This is a genomic window from Psychroflexus curvus (assembly GCF_020164585.1).
Classification (GTDB): Bacteria; Bacteroidota; Bacteroidia; order Flavobacteriales; family Flavobacteriaceae; genus Psychroflexus; species Psychroflexus curvus.
Map to the genome: position 1 here is coordinate 249008 of NZ_JAIQZF010000006.1, position 20671 is coordinate 269678.

Annotated in this window: 15 protein-coding genes; 6 read left to right on the forward strand and 9 right to left on the reverse strand. The window is 37.1% G+C overall.

Translation table 11 applies throughout. The features are described 5' to 3' along the window. Nucleotides 1–4: 4 nt before the first annotated feature. Complete coding sequence (locus tag LB450_RS10905) at nt 5–1876, reverse strand: DNA polymerase III subunit gamma/tau (protein ID WP_224488502.1); 1872 nt, start codon at nt 1874–1876, stop codon at nt 5–7. Nucleotides 1877–1959: 83 nt separating this feature from the next. Next, entirely contained in the window at nt 1960–2133 is a 174-nt protein-coding gene (locus LB450_RS10910) for a YqaE/Pmp3 family membrane protein (protein WP_224488504.1), read from the reverse strand. 153 nt (nt 2134–2286) lie between these two features. On the opposite strand from LB450_RS10910, the gene LB450_RS10915 reads away from it, so the two are divergent. Further along, a complete protein-coding gene (locus LB450_RS10915) occupies nt 2287–5529 on the forward strand; it encodes a S41 family peptidase (protein WP_224488512.1) in 3243 nt (1080 codons plus the stop codon). A gap of 99 nt (nt 5530–5628) precedes the next feature. Here LB450_RS10915 and LB450_RS10920 read toward each other — a convergent pair whose 3' ends face one another. Continuing rightward, a complete protein-coding gene (locus LB450_RS10920) occupies nt 5629–6147 on the reverse strand; it encodes a GNAT family N-acetyltransferase (RefSeq protein WP_224488521.1) in 519 nt (172 codons plus the stop codon). A gap of 102 nt (nt 6148–6249) precedes the next feature. Between LB450_RS10920 and LB450_RS10925 the strand changes: the two genes are divergently transcribed. The 5 genes from LB450_RS10925 to LB450_RS10945 all read left to right on the forward strand — a co-directional run bounded on the left by LB450_RS10925 (nt 6250) and on the right by LB450_RS10945 (nt 11669). After that, a complete protein-coding gene (locus tag LB450_RS10925) occupies nt 6250–7014 on the forward strand; it encodes an MBL fold metallo-hydrolase (RefSeq protein ID WP_224488523.1) in 765 nt (254 codons plus the stop codon). A gap of 28 nt (nt 7015–7042) precedes the next feature. Next, complete coding sequence (locus LB450_RS10930; RefSeq protein WP_224488532.1) at nt 7043–8410, forward strand: alpha/beta hydrolase family protein; 1368 nt, start codon at nt 7043–7045, stop codon at nt 8408–8410. Between the two features lie 15 nt (nt 8411–8425). Next, nucleotides 8426–9175, forward strand: a complete 750-nt coding sequence (locus LB450_RS10935; protein WP_224488534.1) for a hypothetical protein — start codon at nt 8426–8428, stop codon at nt 9173–9175. 135 nt (nt 9176–9310) lie between these two features. Then, nucleotides 9311–10342, forward strand: coding sequence for a PAS domain S-box protein (locus LB450_RS10940; protein ID WP_224488536.1), 1032 nt, complete (start codon nt 9311–9313; stop codon nt 10340–10342). 295 nt (nt 10343–10637) lie between these two features. Next, a complete protein-coding gene (locus LB450_RS10945; RefSeq protein WP_224488538.1) occupies nt 10638–11669 on the forward strand; it encodes a PAS domain-containing protein in 1032 nt (343 codons plus the stop codon). A 121-nt stretch (nt 11670–11790) separates the two neighbouring features. On the opposite strand, the gene LB450_RS10950 is transcribed toward LB450_RS10945, so the two are convergent. The 6 genes from LB450_RS10950 to aroQ form a co-directional block, all read right to left on the reverse strand. After that, nucleotides 11791–14202 carry an alpha-ketoacid dehydrogenase subunit alpha/beta gene (locus LB450_RS10950; RefSeq protein WP_224488540.1) on the reverse strand — a complete coding sequence of 804 codons (2412 nt, stop codon included), beginning with the start codon at nt 14200–14202 and terminating at the stop codon, nt 11791–11793. 208 nt (nt 14203–14410) lie between these two features. Beyond that, nucleotides 14411–17434, reverse strand: coding sequence for an AAA family ATPase (locus LB450_RS10955; RefSeq protein ID WP_224488542.1), 3024 nt, complete (start codon nt 17432–17434; stop codon nt 14411–14413). Next, nucleotides 17431–18642 carry an exonuclease subunit SbcD gene (gene sbcD, locus LB450_RS10960; protein ID WP_224488544.1) on the reverse strand — a complete coding sequence of 404 codons (1212 nt, stop codon included), beginning with the start codon at nt 18640–18642 and terminating at the stop codon, nt 17431–17433. Before sbcD ends, LB450_RS10955 begins: the two co-directional genes overlap by 4 nt. A gap of 8 nt (nt 18643–18650) precedes the next feature. Continuing rightward, on the reverse strand, nt 18651–19331 hold the full coding sequence (locus tag LB450_RS10965; protein WP_224488546.1) for a DUF2490 domain-containing protein: 681 nt from the start codon (nt 19329–19331) through the stop codon (nt 18651–18653). A gap of 2 nt (nt 19332–19333) precedes the next feature. Further along, entirely contained in the window at nt 19334–19906 is a 573-nt protein-coding gene (locus LB450_RS10970; protein ID WP_224488548.1) for a hypothetical protein, read from the reverse strand. Between the two features lie 20 nt (nt 19907–19926). Beyond that, entirely contained in the window at nt 19927–20343 is a 417-nt protein-coding gene (aroQ, locus tag LB450_RS10975; protein ID WP_224488550.1) for a type II 3-dehydroquinate dehydratase, read from the reverse strand. Between the last annotated feature and the right edge of the window lie 328 nt (nt 20344–20671).

Sequence of the window (20671 nt, forward strand, 5' to 3'; positions counted from 1 at the left end):
ACATTTATATATCTAGATCAAAAGTCGTTCTCAACAATTCCAAATTTGGATTTTTCTCACACAATTTTTCAAATTTCTCTCGCGGTGTGTACACGTATTTCTTTTCAGACGTATGGTTCACGGAAATGTCCAGACTTATCAGGGTATTCTGCAGTTTTTCTCTCAGATACCTCATCAAATCTCCCTGGTCCTGTATCAAATTCAGTCGCATGGAGTCGTTGGGGAGTTCCAGTTTTATCACTTTACCATCGAGTTTTGGTTGGGAGGTTCCCATGACTGAAGCCACGATTTTACTACCATTTTCAGATAAAAGCTGGATATATTCTTTCCAGGCTTTTTGCATATCTTCTTCGGTAAATTCCGATGTCAAAACCTCTTCCTCAGGCTTATCTTTTTTCAGCTGTTCCTTCAGCCTTTTCTTCTCCTGTATGCTTTTTATAGAAAGCCCGTTCACCTTTTTAGGCGTATGCTTCAGGGAAGGCCTTATGCGTTCCTGAGGTTCTTCAACAGTATGTTTTTCTTCTGAACTTCCTGACTGTATCTCGCTGACAGGTTTTGCTTCGGTTGACTTTGCTTCGGTTGGATTTGTGTTTTTAGCTGGTGAGCTTTGCGCTTCGGTTGACTTCAGGTCAACGTCCTGAGCTGGGGAAACCTCTGAAATATTTTCTTTCACTTTATCCTCAGGTTCAACTGAAGCTTTTTCGACCGGTTTTTCTGTAGTGGGTTGAGATTGAGCTACTTCAGTAAATTGAGAAGAAGCCTCCTCCACCTCTTTGGGACTTAAGATGTGTTGCTTAGTCTTTTTTTTTTCGGTGGAGTTTGGATCGGTAAGCGAAGCTAACTTCATCAGACAAAGCTCCACATGCAAACGTTGGTTTTGACTCAATTTGTAATTAAAATCACAGGTGTTGGCTAAATCTATTCCTTCCTGTAAAAATGTATAGGACGTCGCCTGCGACTGCTCAAAATATCTGGATTTGGTAAGTTCCCCAACTTCCAGCAATGAAATCGTCTTCTGATTCTTAGCAACCATTAGGTCTCTGAAGTGAGATGCCAGTCCTGCAATAAAATGTTGTCCGTCAAAACCTTTGGCTAGAATCTCATTAAAGTAAATTAAAGTTTCAGGGATATTGTTTTCTAAAAGAAAATCTGTAGTTCTAAAGAAGGTTTCATAATCTAAAACGTTCAGGTTCTCAGTAACTGCTTCGCGAGTAAGCTTATTACCGCTAAAACTGACTACCCTATCGTAAGTAGACAATGCATCACGCATAGCGCCATCCGCCTTTTGAGCTATGATATGTAACGCATCTTCATCTGCATCAACGCCTTCTTTTATAGCAATATCAGCCAAATGTTCTTTGATGTCTCTAACGGTGATTCGTTTAAAATCAAATATTTGGCATCGCGATAAGATAGTTGGAATTATTTTGTGCTTCTCTGTAGTTGCTAAAATAAAAATAGCATGCTTTGGCGGTTCTTCCAATGTTTTCAAAAACGCATTAAAAGCCGACTGAGAAAGCATATGCACCTCATCGATAATATAAACTTTATACTTTCCAGATTGTGGTGGAATTCTTACCTGGTCGGTAAGATTTCTGATGTCATCTACAGAATTGTTGGATGCCGCATCCAATTCAAAAATATTGAATGCAAAATCAGTGGTTTCATCATCTGTAGCATCCTGGTTGATTTTTTTGGCAAGGATCCTTGCGCAAGACGTTTTTCCAACACCTCTAGGCCCCGTAAAAAGAAGGGCTTGAGCTAGATGATCGTTGTTGATAGCGTTAAGCAATGTATTGGTAATTGCCTTTTGTCCAACAACGTCTTCAAAAGTTTCTGGTCTGTATTTTCTGGCAGAGACAACAAAATGTTCCATGTCACAAATATAGTTTTATGAAAAGTATTCGGCAACGCCAGTTCAATTTTAATTTAAAATTTTAGAAACCTAGTTGATGCAAGTCAAACTTTCTTGTCATCGTTTTTAGCAATGATCCAAATGGCATGCACAATGCCAGGCACAAAACCTAAAATGGTAAGTAAGATATTGAGCCAAAAGGCTCCTCGGATTCCAACGGTAAGAAAAACGCCCAAGGGCGGAAGTAGGATGGCAAATATAATTCTGAGAATACTCATAGGTTTGATTTCAAAATTTTGCCTAATTTATTGAATTATCTTTCCGGTAACAAACTATTTAAGATTTAACTGCAGAGCCCTTTCAAATTCAAAATTCCAATTTTTGCACACAATTTTTATAAATTAGGCATCTCAATCATTTTACAAATTCTTATGAAAAAATTATATGTATTTCTGTTGATCGCTTTTATTTCAGTTGAAACCTTTAGTCAGGGGACCATGTTATTACGACAGCCTACGTTATCGGCTGATGATGTGGTTTTTGTTTATGCCAATGACTTGTGGAAAGCACCGCGATCCGGTGGTGATGCGATTCGGTTAACCACTTATGAAGGCTATGAATCTTCTCCTCATTTCTCGGATGACGGGGAATGGATTGCCTTTAGTGCAGCATACGACGGCAATACAGATGTCTATGTGATACCCGTTGAAGGAGGAAGCCCTAAACGCCTGACTTATCATCCGGGAGGTGATATTGTGCAAGGCTGGACGCCTTCTGGTGAAGTGCTGTTCCGAACAGGAAGAAAGTCACACCCTACCCAAACCACACAATTATATACGGTTTCTACTGATGCTAGTTTTCCTCAGCCTTTAGTAGATGTTCGTGCAGCTTATGGTGAAGTTTCTGAAAATGAAAAATTCTTAGCCTACACCCCAATCACCTCATGGGATCCCGAGTGGAGAAATTACCGGGGCGGACAGGCCTTACCCATTTGGATTTTAAATTTGAACAACAAGGAACTGACAAGAACTCCACAGTTAGACAAGGAAAGGCATTTGGACCCAGTTTGGGTTGGACAAAAAGTATATTACTTGTCAGAGCGAGATTATGTGAGTAATATCTGGAGTTATGATATGACCTCTCAAAAAGAAGAACAGATTACCTTCCATAAAAAATTTGATATCAAAAGTTTAGATGCTTTTGGAGATCAGATTGTATACGAACAAGGGGGGTATTTACACACCCTGAATACAAAAACCAAATCAGTTAAACAGCTGGAAATCAATGTAGCTGGTGATTTGAATTTTAGCAGGGAACGATGGGAAGATGTTACGGCAGGAAATGTGAGTAACCCAAACCTTTCGCCTAATGGCAAAAGAGCTGTTTTTCAGCATAGAGGTGATATTTTCACCTTCCCCAAAGAGGAGGGAAGCTGGAGAAATATCACACAAAGCAGTGGTGTGGCAGACAGGTTTCCAATCTGGTCGCCACAGGGAGATAAAATCGCCTGGTTTTCAGATGCAAGTGGTGAATATCGATTGGTAGTTGCCAATCAATTTGGTGAAAACCAAAGATCTTATGTTTTAGAAAATCCAACCTTTTACTTCACTCCAGACTGGTCACCAGACGGAAAACTGATCAGCTATACCGACACTGATTACAACCTGTGGTACATCAATTTAGAAAATGGAAAAGTTAAAAAAGTAGATACAGACGGTTTTGCACATCCTAACAGGACTATGAATCCTAACTTTTCACCTGACAGTAGGTTCATTGCTTATGAAAAACAGCAAAACAGCCATTTCAAAGCTATTTTCGTTTACGATATAGAATCGGGAAATACTCATCAGGTGTCAGATCCATTGGCAGATGCTACCTCACCACAATGGGATAAATCTGGAGAGTATCTGTATTTTTTGGCAAGTACAGATTATGGATTAAACACAGGCTGGCTGGATATGAGTTCTTATGATCCCTCAGTTACCAGAAGTTTATATACAGTAGTTTTAAGCGCTGATGGGAAGGCTCCAAATTTGCCAAAAAGCGATGAAGAAGCAGCTAACAAAGCCGAAGACGATAAAGACAAAAAGAAGACTGATAAAAAACAAGAAAACAAAATCGTAAATATTGATTTTGAGAATATTCAAGACAGAGTAGTTGCATTGAAATTGCCAGCAAGGAATTATCAATTTATTAGAAGTTCTCAGGAACAAAAGCTATTCATAGCAGAAACGATTCCAAACCAAGATGGATTAAAAGTGCATGACTATGACGTAAAAGAAGAAAAGGCTGAAGATTTTGAAGAAGAAGTAAGTCAAATGGTGGTGTCCAAAAATGGAGATTTTACACTTTTTCAAAAAGGAGGAAGCTGGAACGTAACGGATACCAAAGGAAAAGTAAAACCGGAGGATAACATTTCAGTTTCAGCCAAAATGAATGTTGATCCAAAAGCTGAGTATGCGCAGATTTTTAAAGAGGGCTGGAGGTTTATGCGTGATTTTCTTTACGTTGACAATGTCCATGGCGCACCCTGGGATAAAGTGTATAGCTGGTATCAACCATGGGTTGAGCATGTTCATCACAGAACTGATTTGAATTATTTGGTAGATATCTTAAGCGGCGAAGTGGCTATAGGTCATTCTTATGTTTCTGGTGGAGATATGCCAGATGTGGAACGAGTTCCTGTAGGTTTGCTAGGAGCTGATTATGAAATTGAAAACGGTCATTATAAAATCAGCAAAATATATGACGGTGAGAAATGGAATCCAGATATTGAAGCTCCTTTGGGTCTAACCGGCCAGAAGATAGAAGTAGGAGATTATATTTTGGAAGTGAATGGAAGACCCATCACTGCAGATGATAATATTTATGAACACTTCGCACAGACTGCAGGAAGGACAGTGTCTTTGATGGTCAATAGTAAGGCATCATTATCTGGTGCAGAACGCGTTTATGTCGAACCGGTCAGAAGAGAAAATGGACTTAGGTATATAGACTGGGTAGAAAGCAACAGACGCAAGGTCGATGAGATGTCCGACGGAAAACTGGCCTATGTCTATATCCCTAATACAAGTCAACCAGGATTTACGAGCTTTAATCGTTATTATTTCTCACAACAGGATAAAAAGGGAGTTGTTTTAGACGAAAGAAACAACGGAGGTGGTTCTGCTGCAGATTACATGATAGATATTATGACCCGCGAACCTATTGGCTATTTCAATAGTAAAGCTGGAGATAATAGACCCTGGACATCGCCTTTGGCTGGGATCTGGGGGCCAAAAGTGATGATCATCAACGAAAGAGCTGGTTCTGGAGGGGATTTACTGCCTTATATGTTCAAGAAAAAAGATATTGGTCTTTTGGTAGGAACGCGCACCTGGGGCGGACTTGTGGGTACCTGGGATACGCCACAATTTATTGATGGCGGTAGAATGGTAGCGCCAAGAGGTGGTTTTTATGATACCGATGGAGAATGGGCTGTTGAAGGTGAAGGTGTAGCTCCAGATATTGAAGTGATTGATGCTCCTAAAATGGCTTTACAAGGCAGGGATGCACAGTTGGAAAAAGCAGTACAAGAAGCCCTGAAATTACTGGAAACCGAAGAATTTAAAATGAAACCAGAGCCTGAAGCTCCGGTGAGATGGAAGCGACCCGAAGGCTATGACAAGAACTAATTTAAAGTCTTACAATAAAAAAAAGAATCGTGAAAGAAAATATCTTTTGCGATTCGTTTTTTTATTATGAAGCGAGGTAAGAATTTAATATCTGAAAATCTATACCCTCTTCAGCATCACATAATTGGGATTGGAGTGTTGTTCGCTGATTTTAAAGTCGTGTTCGCCAATGATTTTGAAATGGCTCTTTTTATAAAATTTGAGTCCCTTTTCATTTTCGGTCCAGACAAAAAGCCATAAAGCTTTCTGATGTTGTTTTTTGGCGAGTTCTAAATTATGAACTAAAAGCATCTCACCAAGCCCAAGACCGTAGAAGTCTTTTAAAAGATAAAGCCTTTCAAATTTGGCCACAGGTAACAGGTCTGTAAGCGGATGTTGTTCGTCCAGGATAAGTTTGGAATAGCCTGCGAGTTGATTATCCACATAGATTTTACTGAAATAGATACGTGGATTTTCTAAAGCTTCAGATAAGGTCCTGATTGAAAAGTGCTTATCGATGTAATTCTGGATATCTGCTGGACTGGCACTATGCCCATGCGATTCTACAAAAGTCTTCTGACTCAGCTCTGCCAGGGATTCAACTTCAGATGAACTTATAGGCTTTATGGCAATTGACATTTTGAATTTTTCTGCAAATAAAAGCATTCGCAACAACTTAACTTCATAATAAAAGTTGAATTATCTTTGAACATCAAGTTAACTTGAATCAAAATCAGAAGAATGACTTATCATCACCTTAGAAATGCGACTGCTATAATTCAAACAAAAAATGATTTTATATTGGTAGACCCTATGCTTGGTGACGTGGGGACGATTGAGGCTTTTGCTAAAGAGCGTTTTCCTCCTTATCGAAACCCTTTGGTTGAGCTACCAAAAAGCGCTGAATCTTTGCTTGAAAAAATAACGCATGTGCTGATAACTCATCAACACGCGGATCATCTGGATGAGGCTGGAATTGCTTTTCTGAAGGACAAACAGCTTAGGGTGACTTGTAGTGTTTTGGACGCGAAAGATTTGAAGGAGAAAGGATTACGAGTAGTTCAGGAATTGGACTATAACACGTCTCAAACTTTTTTGGAAGGAAGTATTGAGGGAATTCCGGCCCGTCATGGTTATGGTAACGTAGCTGAGTTGATGGGGAATGTGATGGGATTTTATATAGAATTACCCGATGAGCCAAGTTTATACCTGGCGTCTGATACCATTCTGACGGATGAAGTTGCCAAAGTTCTGGTGAATTACCAGCCCAAAATCTCTGTTATTCCATGCGGCTCTGCTCAGTTGGATGCTTATGACCCTATCTTGATGACTAAAGAAGATATTGTGAGGTTTACCAACTTGAATTTTGGAACAACGATTTGTAATCATCTGGAAGCTTTGAATCACTGTCCGACCAAGAGAGAACCCTTAAAGTCAAAATTTAAGGAACAACATCTTAGCCACAAAGCCTGGATTCCTGAAGATGGGGAATCGAAAATGTTTTAATCCTTAATTAACCACTTTTAATATATATATGAAAACAATTTACATCTGCTTACTGGCCGTTTTACTTTCATTTTCAAACTATGCTCAGGACCTCTCTGGTGACTGGACTGGCAAATTGAAGTTTGAAGGATATACGCTGGATCTTAATTTCAAAATCTATAAAAATGAAAGTGATCACGTTTCCTTATTAAGTGTTCCCGCACAATCTCTTAATGATTTTAAGGCAAGCTCTACGTCTTTAGTGGATTCGATATTAAAGATTGAACTGAAGCCTTTAGGAATTAAATACCAGGGGAAATGGTCTTCAAAAGATACGGTTGTCGGAAATTTTTTTCAAAATAACCTGTCTTTAAAATTGAATCTAATTCGTGGTCATACTAAGTTGAACAGACCACAGGAGCCGCAGCCACCTTTCAAGTATTACGTAGAAGATGTGGTGTTCAGAAACGAAACCGACAGCATCAACCTTGCAGGAACACTTACTTTACCCAAAAAAGAAGGAAAATTTCCTGTAATTATCTTGATAAGTGGTAGCGGTCCGCAGGATAGAAATAGTACTATTATGGGACACAAGCCTTTTCTGCTGCTGGCTCACGAACTTACTCAAAGTGGAGTAGGAGTGCTGAGGTATGACGAAAGAGGTGTTGGACGGTCTGAGGGTGATTTTCAGGAAACCAGCCTCGATGATTTTGTATCTGATGCAAAGTCAGCCTACAACTTTTTGAAAGTCAGGAATGATGTAGATCAACAAAACATAGGCCTTTTAGGTCACAGTATTGGAGGGGTTATAGCTCCAAAACTTGCTCTGCAGGAAGATGTGTCTTTTATGGTGTTGCTAGCAGCCCCAGGTATTGATGGCGATGAAATGATGCTGAAACAAAGAGCAGATTTTCTTAAGCTCAGAGGAATGAATGCTACTCAGGTAGAACAATCCAATGCTATTTTTGAAAACACGTATAATTTTATCAGGACAACCAGCGCAAGAGGCAAACAGCTGGAGGCTGAACTGACTCAGTTTATGACCGATAATTATGCAGACACGATGCTGGAGAAAGAATTGATGGCTATTGTAGAGCAATTGTCATCTAAAGAAATAGTGGGTCTTTTAAGAAGCAGACCTTCAGAATATCTAGGATTGGTTGATTGCCCTGTACTGGCTATCGGGGGAACAAATGATTTCCAGGTGTCTTCAAAAGAAAACTTAGAGGCAATTGAATTCGCACTTAAAAAAGGAGGCAACGAAGCGGTTGAAGTAAAAGAATTTGAAGGGGTAAACCATCTATTTCAGGAAAGTGAAACTGGAGATATTAGTGAGTATGCAACGATTGAACAGACAATGTCCCCGGAAGTCTTAGCGTATATAAAAGACTGGTTGACCAGAACTTTAGATAAATAACTTAAAATTAAGCCAATGAAAAATTTATGTTTTACTTTGACATTACTGTGCTTCGCTAGTCTCCTTTCTGCTCAGTCTATGAAAGGTGCCTGGCAATTGATAAGTTTAAATGGTGAAAAGGTCACCGACAGAGAGGTTATTAAAATAGCGACAGATAATTATTTTGCCTTAGGTTCAAAGCGCATTGAGGACAATTCATTTCTGGGAGCAGCTGGAGGAGAATACAAATTGAAAGGTGATAAACTCATTGAAAAGAGAGATTTTGATACGTATGACAGCTCGAAAATTAATGCAGTAAAAGAATATCGACTAACCTGGATCGACGATAAAAAAGTTCAAATAACTGATAGTAAGCACACAAAGATTTGGAAAAAACGATCTTCAGAAATCGACGAATTATCAGGAAATTGGGTGATTACAGGTCGAAAGCGCGGGGGAGTTATGATGGAAATGAAACCACTTGACAGACGTACGATTAAAATCTTAACTGCAAATCGTTTTCAATGGGTAGCGTTTAATTCGGCTACTAAAACATTTATGGCATCAGGAGGCGGAACTTACTCTGCTCAGGATGGAATTTATACTGAGCATATCACTTTTTTCTCAAAAGATAAAAATAGAGTAGGAGCCCATCTTGATTTCAACTTTGAAGTCATCGACGGCAAATGGCATCATAAAGGACAAAGTTCTGGAGGAAAATCTATTTATGAAATTTGGTCACCCTACTCTGAGACTTACCCTAACGCATTAAAGACTCAAAATTAAAATATTCATTTTATCATTATTTTATAGAATAATAGTGATATCACAAATCCTTGTTGTCGCTTATTGCTATAAATGCATTTTTATTTACATTTGTTTAACAAATGGTGAGTGGTCACTTATTCTAAATACAAATTAATGCAAGATGAAATCCTTATTAATCACATATCTCAATCTCTTATAAATTCTAAAATATATGATGTAGTCGTAACCGATATAAATGGAGATTATGTTTTTGTAAATGAGACTTTTCACAGTCGGTTTTCATTTATAACAGATGATTTTACGGGAAAGCCTTCCTCTATAGCCATGCATCCTGATGAATACCTTAAAACTGAAGATATAGTCATTAAGTGTTTTGCAAACCCAAAGCATTGTTTCCCCATAGAATTAAGGAAGCCCTTACGAAATGGAAAAGGGTATAACTGGACACAGTGGGAGTTTTCAGCTATTTTAGACAATAATCAAGAGCCTATAGGTATTCTGTGTATAGGTTTTGATATTACTGGACCAGAGCATAATAACTTGCAACTTAAGGAGTTTCAAACGAAGCTGACTAAAACTATTGAGTCTATTCCTCATCCTATGCTTATTCTGGATGATGAACAAAACATAAATTATATCAACAGGGAATTTGAGGTTGTTTTTGGGTTTTCTATTAGTGAAATTATAGGTAAAAAAATAGAAATTCTTTTTCCGGAACATCATAAAGAAAATTATAATAGACTTCTGGGGAATTACATTGCTGAAAATCAAAAAAAAATTAGAGTGAATCCCTACCGAGATTTCAAAAACAATAAAAATGAAAATATAACGGTAGGTATCAGTTTAAATAGTTTTTATGACAACGGTAATCTAAATATCATCATGATTATCGAAGACCTGACTTTAGCTAAGCAAAATCAAGATACGATTATCAATCAAAATAATGCTTTCAGACAAATCGCCTGGAAACATTCTCATGAACTCAGGAAACCAGTGGCTAATATTTTAGGTTTATCCAATTTACTCGATATTAAAGATTTAAAGAGTGAAACCAATTATAAAACCATTTCTTATTTAAGGGAAGCTGCAAATGAACTTGACCTTATCACACAAAGTATTGTGAAAGAAGCAATTGAGAATGAGTGTGAAGTTGAATTCGAAAAAAATAAACGTAATTTGTTTTAGATCATTAAGTTTTTAAAATCAGAAACTTATATATAGGATACTTCTTTCCAGTATTTTTTTGTTGAGAAAAAAAGAATAGGTTTCACAAACATCATTAGCTATGAAATTTGGCATTTAATTTCAGAGGTAAATCCCAGCGGTTTCATGAGTCAAAAATATGATTTTTAAAATCTATTATTTTTTCACAGCAAAATGTTTTAAGCCGTAATAATTATTTTTACGCTTTTAATTTTGATATCATTTTTAAATTATATTTACTTTACTATTGGTGAGCAATCACTTTAAATTCATATAAATGCAAAATGGTTTTATTACTGATACCATACCACAAGCTCTTAAAAATTCTAAACTTTATGATGTTGTAGTTATAGACTTGAGTGGAAATTATATGTTCGTCAATGAAACGTTTCAAAATCGATTTTCATTTATTACTGATGATTTTATCGGAAAACATTCTTTCATTACCACGCATCCTGATGAATACCATAAAATTGAGGAAATAGTCATGAAATGTCTTTCCCATCCTCAACATTGTTTTCCTGTTGAAATCAGAAAACATATTGAAAATGAAAAAGGATATATCTGGACGCAATGGGAGTTTTCAGCCATACTAGATAAAGATCAGCAGCCTGTTGGGATTTTATGTGTCGGCTTTGATATTACCAGACCAGAGCATAATAATATGAAACTTAAAGAATCTAAAAATAAAGTGACTAAAACAATTGAGGCTGTTCCTCATCCCATGCTTATTTTAGATGATAAACAGACCATAGGATTTGTCAACACCGAATTTGAAGTTGTCTTTGGATTTTCACATGATGACATATTAGGTAGAAAATTAGATATCCTGTTCCCGGAAAATCTTAAAGAAAAATATTCAAGACTTTTCGCTAATTACATCAATGATGAACCTAAAAAATTAAGATTAAATAATTATCGAAATTTTAAAACCAGTAAAAATAAAAACTTAACAGTGGGTATCAGTTTAAATAGTTTTAAGGATGATGATAATCTTAATATCATTATGATCATTGAAGATTTGACACTGGCTAAGCAAAACCAGGATACAATTATCAATCAAAACAATGCCTTCAGGGAAATCGCCTGGAAACATTCTCATGAGTTGAGAAAACCTGTGGCTAATATTTTGGGACTCTCAAATTTGCTGGACCTTAATGATCTTCAAAGTGACACCAATTATAAAACCATTTCTTACTTAAAGGACGCTGCCAAGAATCTCGATCTTATCACTAAAAGTATCGTGAAAGAGGCATCCAAGAATGAGTACGGTGTTAAATTCAAAAAAAATAAACGTAATTTGTTTTAAATCCAGTAGTCTTAAAAATTAAAAAACTTATAAGTTGGATTTAATTCAGTATCAGGTCGAATTTTAAACAAAAAAAGCCATCCGCCTAAGGCGAATGGCTTTTTTGTTTGTTAAAAGATAATTACATCAGTTTGGGATAATCCTCCGGTTTAAATTCACGTAGAATAGCATAAACTTTTTCAAATACATCTTCTGCAGAAGGTTTAGAGAAATAATCCCCATCCGTTCCATAAGCCGGACGATGGGCCTTCGCTGTGAGGGTTTGAGGTTGACTATCCAAAGATTTATAACCATTTTGTTCTTCTAAGATTTGCTGAAGAATATATGCCGAAGCTCCTCCAGGTACATCTTCATCAACTACCAATAGCCTGTTTGTCTTCTCAAGGCTCTTCACAATGTCGTGATTTAAGTCAAACGGTACCAAAGACTGGCAGTCTATGATTTCCACATCGATATCGACTTCCTGCAAATCCTTAGCAGCTTGCTCAATGATTCTTAAGGTTGAACCATAAGAAACAATAGTTAAGTCACTTCCCTCACGAATAGTTTCTACCTTCCCAACAGGTGTTTTAAACTCTCCGAGGTTATTTGGTTTTTTCTCTTTAAGTCTGTATCCATTTAAACATTCAATAATAAGTGCAGGCTCATCGCTTTCCAGCATGGTATTGTAAAACCCAGCCGCTTTGGTCATATTTCTTGGGACCAATACATTAACGCCGCGTATTAAATTTAGAATTCCACCCATAGGTGAACCTGAATGCCAGATGCCTTCCAGTCTGTGTCCACGAGTTCTGACTATCAGTGGTGATTTTTGTTTTCCTTTGCTTCTGTAAGCAGTAGTGGCCAGGTCATCGCTCATAATTTGTAAAGCATAAAGCAAATAATCCAGATATTGAATCTCAGCTATTGGCCGTAATCCTCTTAAGGACATTCCAATACCCTGACCTAAAATGGTAGCTTCACGTATTCCTGTGTCGGCTACTCTTAATTTTCCATACTTTTCCTGAAGTCCTTCCAGACCCTGATTGACATCACCAATTTCTCCGGCATCTTCTCCAAAAATTAAGGTTTCTGGTCGGGTCTCAAATATCTTATCAAAATTATCTCTTAATATAACTCTGGCATCCACATCTTCAGCATCTTCGTCATAAGTAGGTTCTAAAGCTTCAATGTTGGTAGCCTTACCATCATATTCACTCCACAGATGGCTACTGTAATCGGGCTGGGTTCTAGCTCTGAACTCTTTGATCCACTGAATCAGTTTCTTTTTTGCATCAGACTCTTCTCCTCTTACATAGCGCAAAGCTTTTCTTGCTGTGGAAAGAATGACAGATTTTATTGGCTCGTCGTTTTCTTTGAGTTCTTTTACCAAAGAAGCGATAAAGTTTTTATTTTCAGAAGAATTTGCAAGATCAGTCAATAACTTAACCACTGTTCTATTTTCAGATTTGGCTGTTTTTCCAAAAGCAGTCCAGGCCGCCTTTTTGCCATCTCTTACTTCTTTTTTGATGCTTTTTTCAAGTTCTACCAATTCTTCTTCAGTACAAAATCCGTTGGAAATCATCCATTCACGCATCTTTGTGTTACAGTCGTGCTCTCTTTCCCACTGCAATCTTTCATCCGTCTTATAGCGTTCGTGCGATCCGGAGGTAGAATGACCCTGGGGTTGAGTGACTTCAACAACATGAATCAAAACAGGGACATGCTGCTCTCTGGCAATTTTCTCTGCCTTCTCGTAAGTTTCAATTAAAGCAGGATAATCCCAGCCTTTAACGACTAATATCTTATAACCGTTGGTATCGTTTTCTTTTTGAAAGCCTTTAAGGATTTCAGATATGTTTTCTTTGGTGGTTTGATGTCTTGCATGAACCGAAATTCCATAATCATCGTCCCACACATTGATGACCATTGGTACTTGCAACACACCAGCTGCATTGAATGTTTCCCAAAAATGACCTTCACTTGTACTTGCGTTTCCAATAGTTCCCCAGGCGATTTCATTACCGTTGTTAGAAAATTTTTCAGAATCGATGCCATCTACATTTCTATAAATTTTGGAGGCTTGGGCAAGACCAAGCAAACGTGGCATCTGACCCGCAGTAGGAGAGATGTCTGCACTTGAGTTTTTTTGTTCAGTTAGGTTTTTCCAGCTTCCATCTTCATTTAAACTGTGCGTCATAAAATGACCACCCATCTGGCGACCGCCAGACATAGGTTCATCTTCCAGATTGGTATTGGCATAAAGTCCAGCAAAAAACTGCTCAATCGTCAATTCTCCGATAGCCATCATAAACGTTTGATCTCTATAATAACCAGAACGAAAATCTCCATTTCTAAACGATTTGGCCCAAGCTAACTGAGGTACCTCTTTTCCATCACCAAAAATTCCAAATTTTGCTTTACCAGTTAAGACTTCACGTCTTCCAAGCAAACTGCATTCTCTACTGGTGACGGCTATTTTATAATCTTCTAGAACTTGTTTTTTGAACTCGTCAAAAGAAAGATCTTCTTTTTTTTGAAGTTTATCTTGCATTTTATCAATTTTATGACTCTTGCGAAGATACTAAATTCCGATGAGAAATTTCGCTAGCAAAGAAAGCATAAATGAATAATTCGTAATAGAATAAGGATTAATTTATTTTTTATAAAAATATATCAATTTTAATGAAGTTAAATTGATGATTTATCAATCTAATAGCTCTAAAAATAATCAAATTTGCTTTATCGACTTTAGTTAAACTTTAGCCAACCACCTGCAGCTGACTGTAGCCCTGAGCATTTCTTTCCAAGACAATTTGCGTTTGAATTCTCTCTTTTAACGTGCTAACATGGCTTATGATACCAATGGTTTTGTTGCTTTCAGCCTGTAAACGTTCCAGCGTATCTAAAGTGACATCTAGTGTTTCAGGATCTAAAGTTCCGAAGCCTTCATCGATAAATAAACTATTGATTTCCACATTTCTGGAAGCTAAATCAGACAATCCCAGAGCCAAAGCCAGACTCATCAGAAAGGTTTCTCCTCCAGACAGGGTCTTCACAGATCGTCGCATTCCCCCCATATGATGATCGATCACATAAAGCTGGTCTTTGTCTTCCTTAGGTAAATAGCGATCCAATTCATAGCGGTCGTTCAGGTGTTTTAGGCGTTTATTCCCCAAGTAAATCAAACGTTGCAAACTCAAATCTTGTGCAAATTTATTGAACTCTGTTCCCGTAGCATCCCCAATCAGCTTGTTCAGAATCTCCCATTTTTTGTTGGCTTTCTGCTCCTCAGCTATACTTCTCTCTATACTTACAAAACGTTCAATACGGTCTTTGTTATTTTTCAACTGCCTGTTGACTTCTTCAATTTCGTTTTTTGTGTTCTGGAAAGTATTGGACAAGTCAGTTATAGCCAATTCAGCTTGATTTTTATCAGTGAAAAATTCAAATCTTAAGTCATTAATCTGAGTTTTGATGCCTTTTAGTTTTTCCTTCTGAATTTGTATTCGTTCGTTTAATTCATTGAGCTGTTGGCTTAGTGCCTGGTAGTCTGCCGACTTCATTCGAGATGAATTGGCCTTCGAAATGCTTGAAAATGCACTGGCTTTTATTTTAGGCTCTAAGTTCTCCTGAAGTTGTAGCCGTTTGCTTTCAACTCGGCTTAAGTTTTCATTCTCTTTGCTTAATGATTTTTTAGTTGTGGATATATTCGAATTTAAAGTGATCCAGTTTTTCTTCAGTTCAGAAACTAAATTATCTAAATGCTCTCCAGCATATAGAGTTCTCATTTTAGCCTTTAACTGACTTCCTTGTTCCTTGATTAACTGAAGTTTATACAAAACATCTATAGAATTTTCTAAAGCCTGAATTTCTGCCTGGAGCTGTTTTGTTTTTTCAAGATTTTCAATCTCCTGCCCGACAGAACCTTCTAACTCCAAAAATGTTTTCCCTTCAAGTTGAGGAAGAATAAATTCAAAGTTTTTAGCAAAAACCTCTTTTCTTTGGGTCAGATTCAGCTTTAAATCTTCAAGTTCAGCTTTCTGTTCTTCAACACGTTCGGTTTTTGAATCTTGCTGAGCATTTAAAGTTTCAATTGCTTTGGAAAGCAACTGAAGCTCCTCTTTTTTAGTTTTCAACTTTTTATCCAATTCAGAATCAAGAGCAGGAGCATGCTCAAAATACGGATGGTCTTTAGAACCGCAGACAGGACAGGGCTCGTTCTCTACCAGTTTTTTTCTGAGGTCTTCAACTTCCAGCCTTAAGTTTTGATTTTCTTTTTCAGTCTCCAGATGTGTGACCTCTTTTTTAAGGGTCTCGAAAGCAGTTTCTTTTTCTGAAATCAGTTTCGGAAATTTAGCGAGTTCTTCTTTATCCAACTTGATTTGCTGGCTAAGTCTGGCAGACCTTTCTTCTAATTCAGTTAAGGATTTATCCTCATGTTTAGCTTCCTTGACCTGATTCAACAACTGGTTTTTCGCTTTTATGCTCTCATCTAAAGTTGTATCACCCTCAAGCTGAATGGCAAAACCTTCAACTTTTTGTTTTGAAACCTTCAATTTGTCCTGAAGTTCACTTCTAAAATCAGGTATAGCTTGAGTTTTGAATTTCAAATTCAAAACCTCCAGTTCTCTGGTCAAAATTTCAAGTTTAGACTTATAGTCGTTGAGTTTTAGTTGCTTTTCGTTCTCAAGCTTCTGATATTCTTTAAGCAATTCATCTAATCGATGCTCAGTTTCAGAAGCTTCAACTTCAGTGTTAAGAAGTTCCTGAACCTTACTTTTTAAATCTTTAATCTGTGTTTGAAGTTGAGATAGATCGTTTTCTAAAGTTTCTATGGTTTCAACCTGACTTTCCTTTTTTTCTGCAAGAGCATTATATTCCATAAGTTGTTCTTCAAAAGCCAAAGTTTTAGAGTGTTTGCTTAATTTATCGGCATTTTTACTTTGAAATTCCTTAAATTCGGTCTTGTACTGCTCAAGTTTTTTGGATTCAGCTTCCAGTTCATTATCTCGTTTCTCCTTAGTTTTAAGTTGATCCAGGTCTTTTTCATAGCGAGAAAGTGAGAGTTGTTGCTCTTTCTCTTGTTTTTCAAGCTCAGCTTTATTTTTCTGCTTCAGTTGAAGTTCTTCTTCACTTAAAAGCTTTAGCCTGATATCTTCCATCAAAGTTTTTTGACTGGAGATTTTAGACCTCAGTGCATTATATTTTTCAAATACTTTTCTTCCAATTTGTCTGTAAATCGACGTATTGGTGATTTTTTCTAAAAGCTCACTTCGCTCTTTTTCATTGGATTGAAGCAGGGTTGCAAATTCTCCCTGAGATAATAAAACCGATTTTACGAATTGATCATAAGACAAACCAATCAGCCGTTGAATCTCTGTCAGTACCTCAGATTTCTTTTCACTAAAAAAAGTTTCAGTAACAGGATTCCATAAATCCATCTGATACTCCCTTAATTTATTATTTCTATTGGTTGAAATGGACCAGGTAGAAGTGAAGGTGCCAGAATTGCAGGAGAATTTGACTTTTGCGTAAGCTTCTTTTTGGTATTTGGTCAGTATGCTTCCATCCTGTTCAATCTTATTTTTGGTGACACTTGGTATTCTAGGGGTTCTGCCGTAAAGTGCCAGACAAATCGCATCGAGCAGGGTGCTTTTTCCACTTCCCGTTGGTCCAATGATAGCAAACAAACCACCAGTGTTTAGTGGTGATTCATTAAAATTGATTTCATGTTCACCTCTTAGTGAATTGATGTTTTTAAAATGCAGGCTTTCAATTTTCATTCTTCCGTATAATTCAGTTCTTCGAGGATTTCTTCAAAAGCAGAGATGAGTTCCAGCTTGGTGTCTTCGGTTTCGTCACTACCTTCCAGTTTCTTTTGAAAAACCTGTTTTGGTGTAAAATCAGACACCTGACTTTCTGCAGTAGAAACTCCACGCTCAACTTCAGAAGCATTTTTGAAGGTTACTTTATGCTTTACGATTTCGCAGTTTTCAATATCAAAAGCTTCAATCATCTGTTCCAACTCATAGGTTATGGAAGCGGAAGATTCGGCTTCAATCATTTCGATTTCTATCAGAGTTTTTAAGGGATGATCATTTTTAACCAATACCAACTTTTCTTTGACCTCTTCCAGACTTCCTTTGATCAAAATCAAATCTCTGAATTTGGGAATACAAATGCTTTCGGGTTCAAAAGAGATTTCCGTATCGATGACTAAAATGCGTTTTTCATTTTTTCGTTCACTAAAGGACAATGGAATAGGAGAGCCGCTATAAAAAATAGGCGTGTCGGCTGTTAGTCGCTGCGGCTTGTGAATATGTCCTAGCGCTATATAATCGTATTTATTGCCAAAATGTGAAGCCTCCAGACCTGCTAAATTCCCGATTTGGATATCGCGCTCACTTTCTGACACGCTGGCACCCGTTGCAAACAAATGTCCCATACCCATCAGAGGAACATCACGAAAATTTTCTTTGGCAAGTTTAGCTGTTTCCTGAAAGTGAAAGGCAATACTTTCTTTCATAGCTTCCTGTTTGTTGTCATGATTTTCAGCATCAAACTGTCGCTGAAAGTTTCTGCTTCTTAAATAAGGAATCGCTGCAATGACTAATTTGATATCATTTTCAGAAGAAATCGGAATCAAACTGTCTTCAAACTGCTCTGGCATTTGTCCAATGACATGGATGTCCAACTGATTAAGGATTTCTTTTGGAGCATCCAAAACACTTGGGGAGTCGTGATTTCCTCCAGTGATGATGATTTTGAAATCAAATTTTTTGAGTTTGATGAGTGTCCTGTAATACTGACTTCTAGACTCGCTGGATGGGTTTGAAAAATCGAATACATCTCCAGAAATCAATAAGACATCAATAGGGTTTCGATTTAGATACTCACAAAGCCAATTGACGAACAGGTCAAAGTCTTCAGCTAAATCTGTTTTATGAAGTCGTTTTCCAATGTGCCAGTCTGCCGTATGTAGTATTTTCATAAATGAGCTTAAAGTGATTTGTAATAGCCTAATTTAAACCATAAGCGATGTCTGAATCTATCTTCAACCAGATAATCATCGGTTCTGTAATCTAAACCTACTTCAAATTTATTTTTATCATCGAAATAAAAGCCGAGGGAGACGGCAAATCTATTTTCCAAATCGTCTTCACTGCTTTGAGTCATATAGATGAGCTCGTTGGATACAGATAAATATTTTTCACCTGGATCCAAACTCAAGCCTTGTAAAGGAACCTGTCCTTTTATTCTGTAGCGCGCTCTGAACAAGAGCGGTGCTTCTTTATAAAAAGTCTCATCGATTCGGATTCGATGACCAATTCTGTAGAATGATTCTCTTTGCAGAATAGAAACTTGCTGAATTGTTCTGTGCGTGTTTTCGCCTTCTTCGATTCTATATTGATAACCAATTCCTGCTTTGACGAATGGTGAAAGTTTCCGACTGATGAAGCTTTGTAGATCGGTTAGTCTGTGTACATATTCAAGCTCTTCGTTGAGGTTGTTGGAGTCATATATTCCATTTTGAGATTCAATTTTGTGAGTCACAGAATAGTTTTCTGAAATCTTATAACTTAGTGAAGCTTCTGGAAGAAAGCCAAAAGTAAACCGTTCGCCTTGAGCTTTAACTGAAAATGATACTATAAATAAGACTATTAAAAAGCGTTTATTCATCTCTAATAATCTAGGTTATCAGTGGCTTTCAAGTTGATGACTCTTTTTTCTAGAAAAGTGCCTTTGGCATCAAACAAGCCTTCCCACAACTCATCTTCAGTATCTGATTTTCCGTAGAATTCAATTTCATAATTTATGGTGATATCTTCAAATTCATCTTCATCGATGACATCTTCAAGATTCTCTCCTTCGCCTGTATATTGAATCTGGATTTTTGAAATTGAAAACTTGGTGTAATTGGCTTTTAAATAGGTCAAAATGACTTTCAGCACTTCCCTTTCGAGTTCATTTTCATCGATTAAGACTTCCACATTCCGGACATTCCCATCTAAGTCAAATTCAACGCTATGCAGATGATTTTTGTGCTTTAGCTTAGCTTCAAAGACTTCTTTTTCTCCATCAGTCTGTAAATACCATTTGGTTTTACGTTTCTTTTCGAAAGCATCATTCAGCCATTCTATGGCTCGCTCATGAACCTCTCCTTTTTTTACTCTTTTTTCAACTTCATTTTTTTCCTGAGCATTGCCGATGGCGACACATAAAAGAAAAAATAAGATGGTATTAATTTGTAACATACCTGTGTAAGTATAATTTTTTAATCAAGGAAACTTCTTATCGCTAATTCATAACTCCTCAAACCAAAACCAATAATGATACCAAAAGCGTTCGGTGAAACATAAGAATGTTTTCGAAATTCTTCCCTGGCATGGGTGTTGGAAATATGCACTTCAATAACCGGTGTCCCAATGGCCTTGATAGCATCTCCAATAGCCACCGACGTGTGAGTGTAAGCAGCAGCATTGAGGATAATACCATCCACATTATCATCTGCTTCCTGTAATTCTGAAATTAATTCGCCTTCTATATTAGATTGGAAGTAAGACAACTCAACGGCTTTAAACTCAAACTGAAGTTCAGTGAAATAATCTTTAAAAGTAGACTTACCGTAAATTTCGGGTTCTCTTTTTCCTAATATATTCAAATTAGGACCATTGATGACATGTATTTTCATAGGGCTTATCTTAGTTCTCAAATTTATTAAAATAAATACTTTGTTACTACTATATTTTATAAGTTATAATTTTGAATAAGATAAAGAGCTTGTTTTAACTTTATAAAACAAGAGTATTCTTTAATGAATCACGCATCCCTTTGTTTTAAGTTCGAGCCTGCCTTCCTAAGCGGAACGCAGGCAGGCAAAGTCGAAAACCTTATTAAGCTACAAGGCTATAAATCCATCTCGACTTTTACCCTGTCTCTTACCCTTAAAATCAATTGAAGTATACAAAAACCTACTTTAGCTTTTTGTACACATAACGCTTAGTCAACTTTTTTATGTA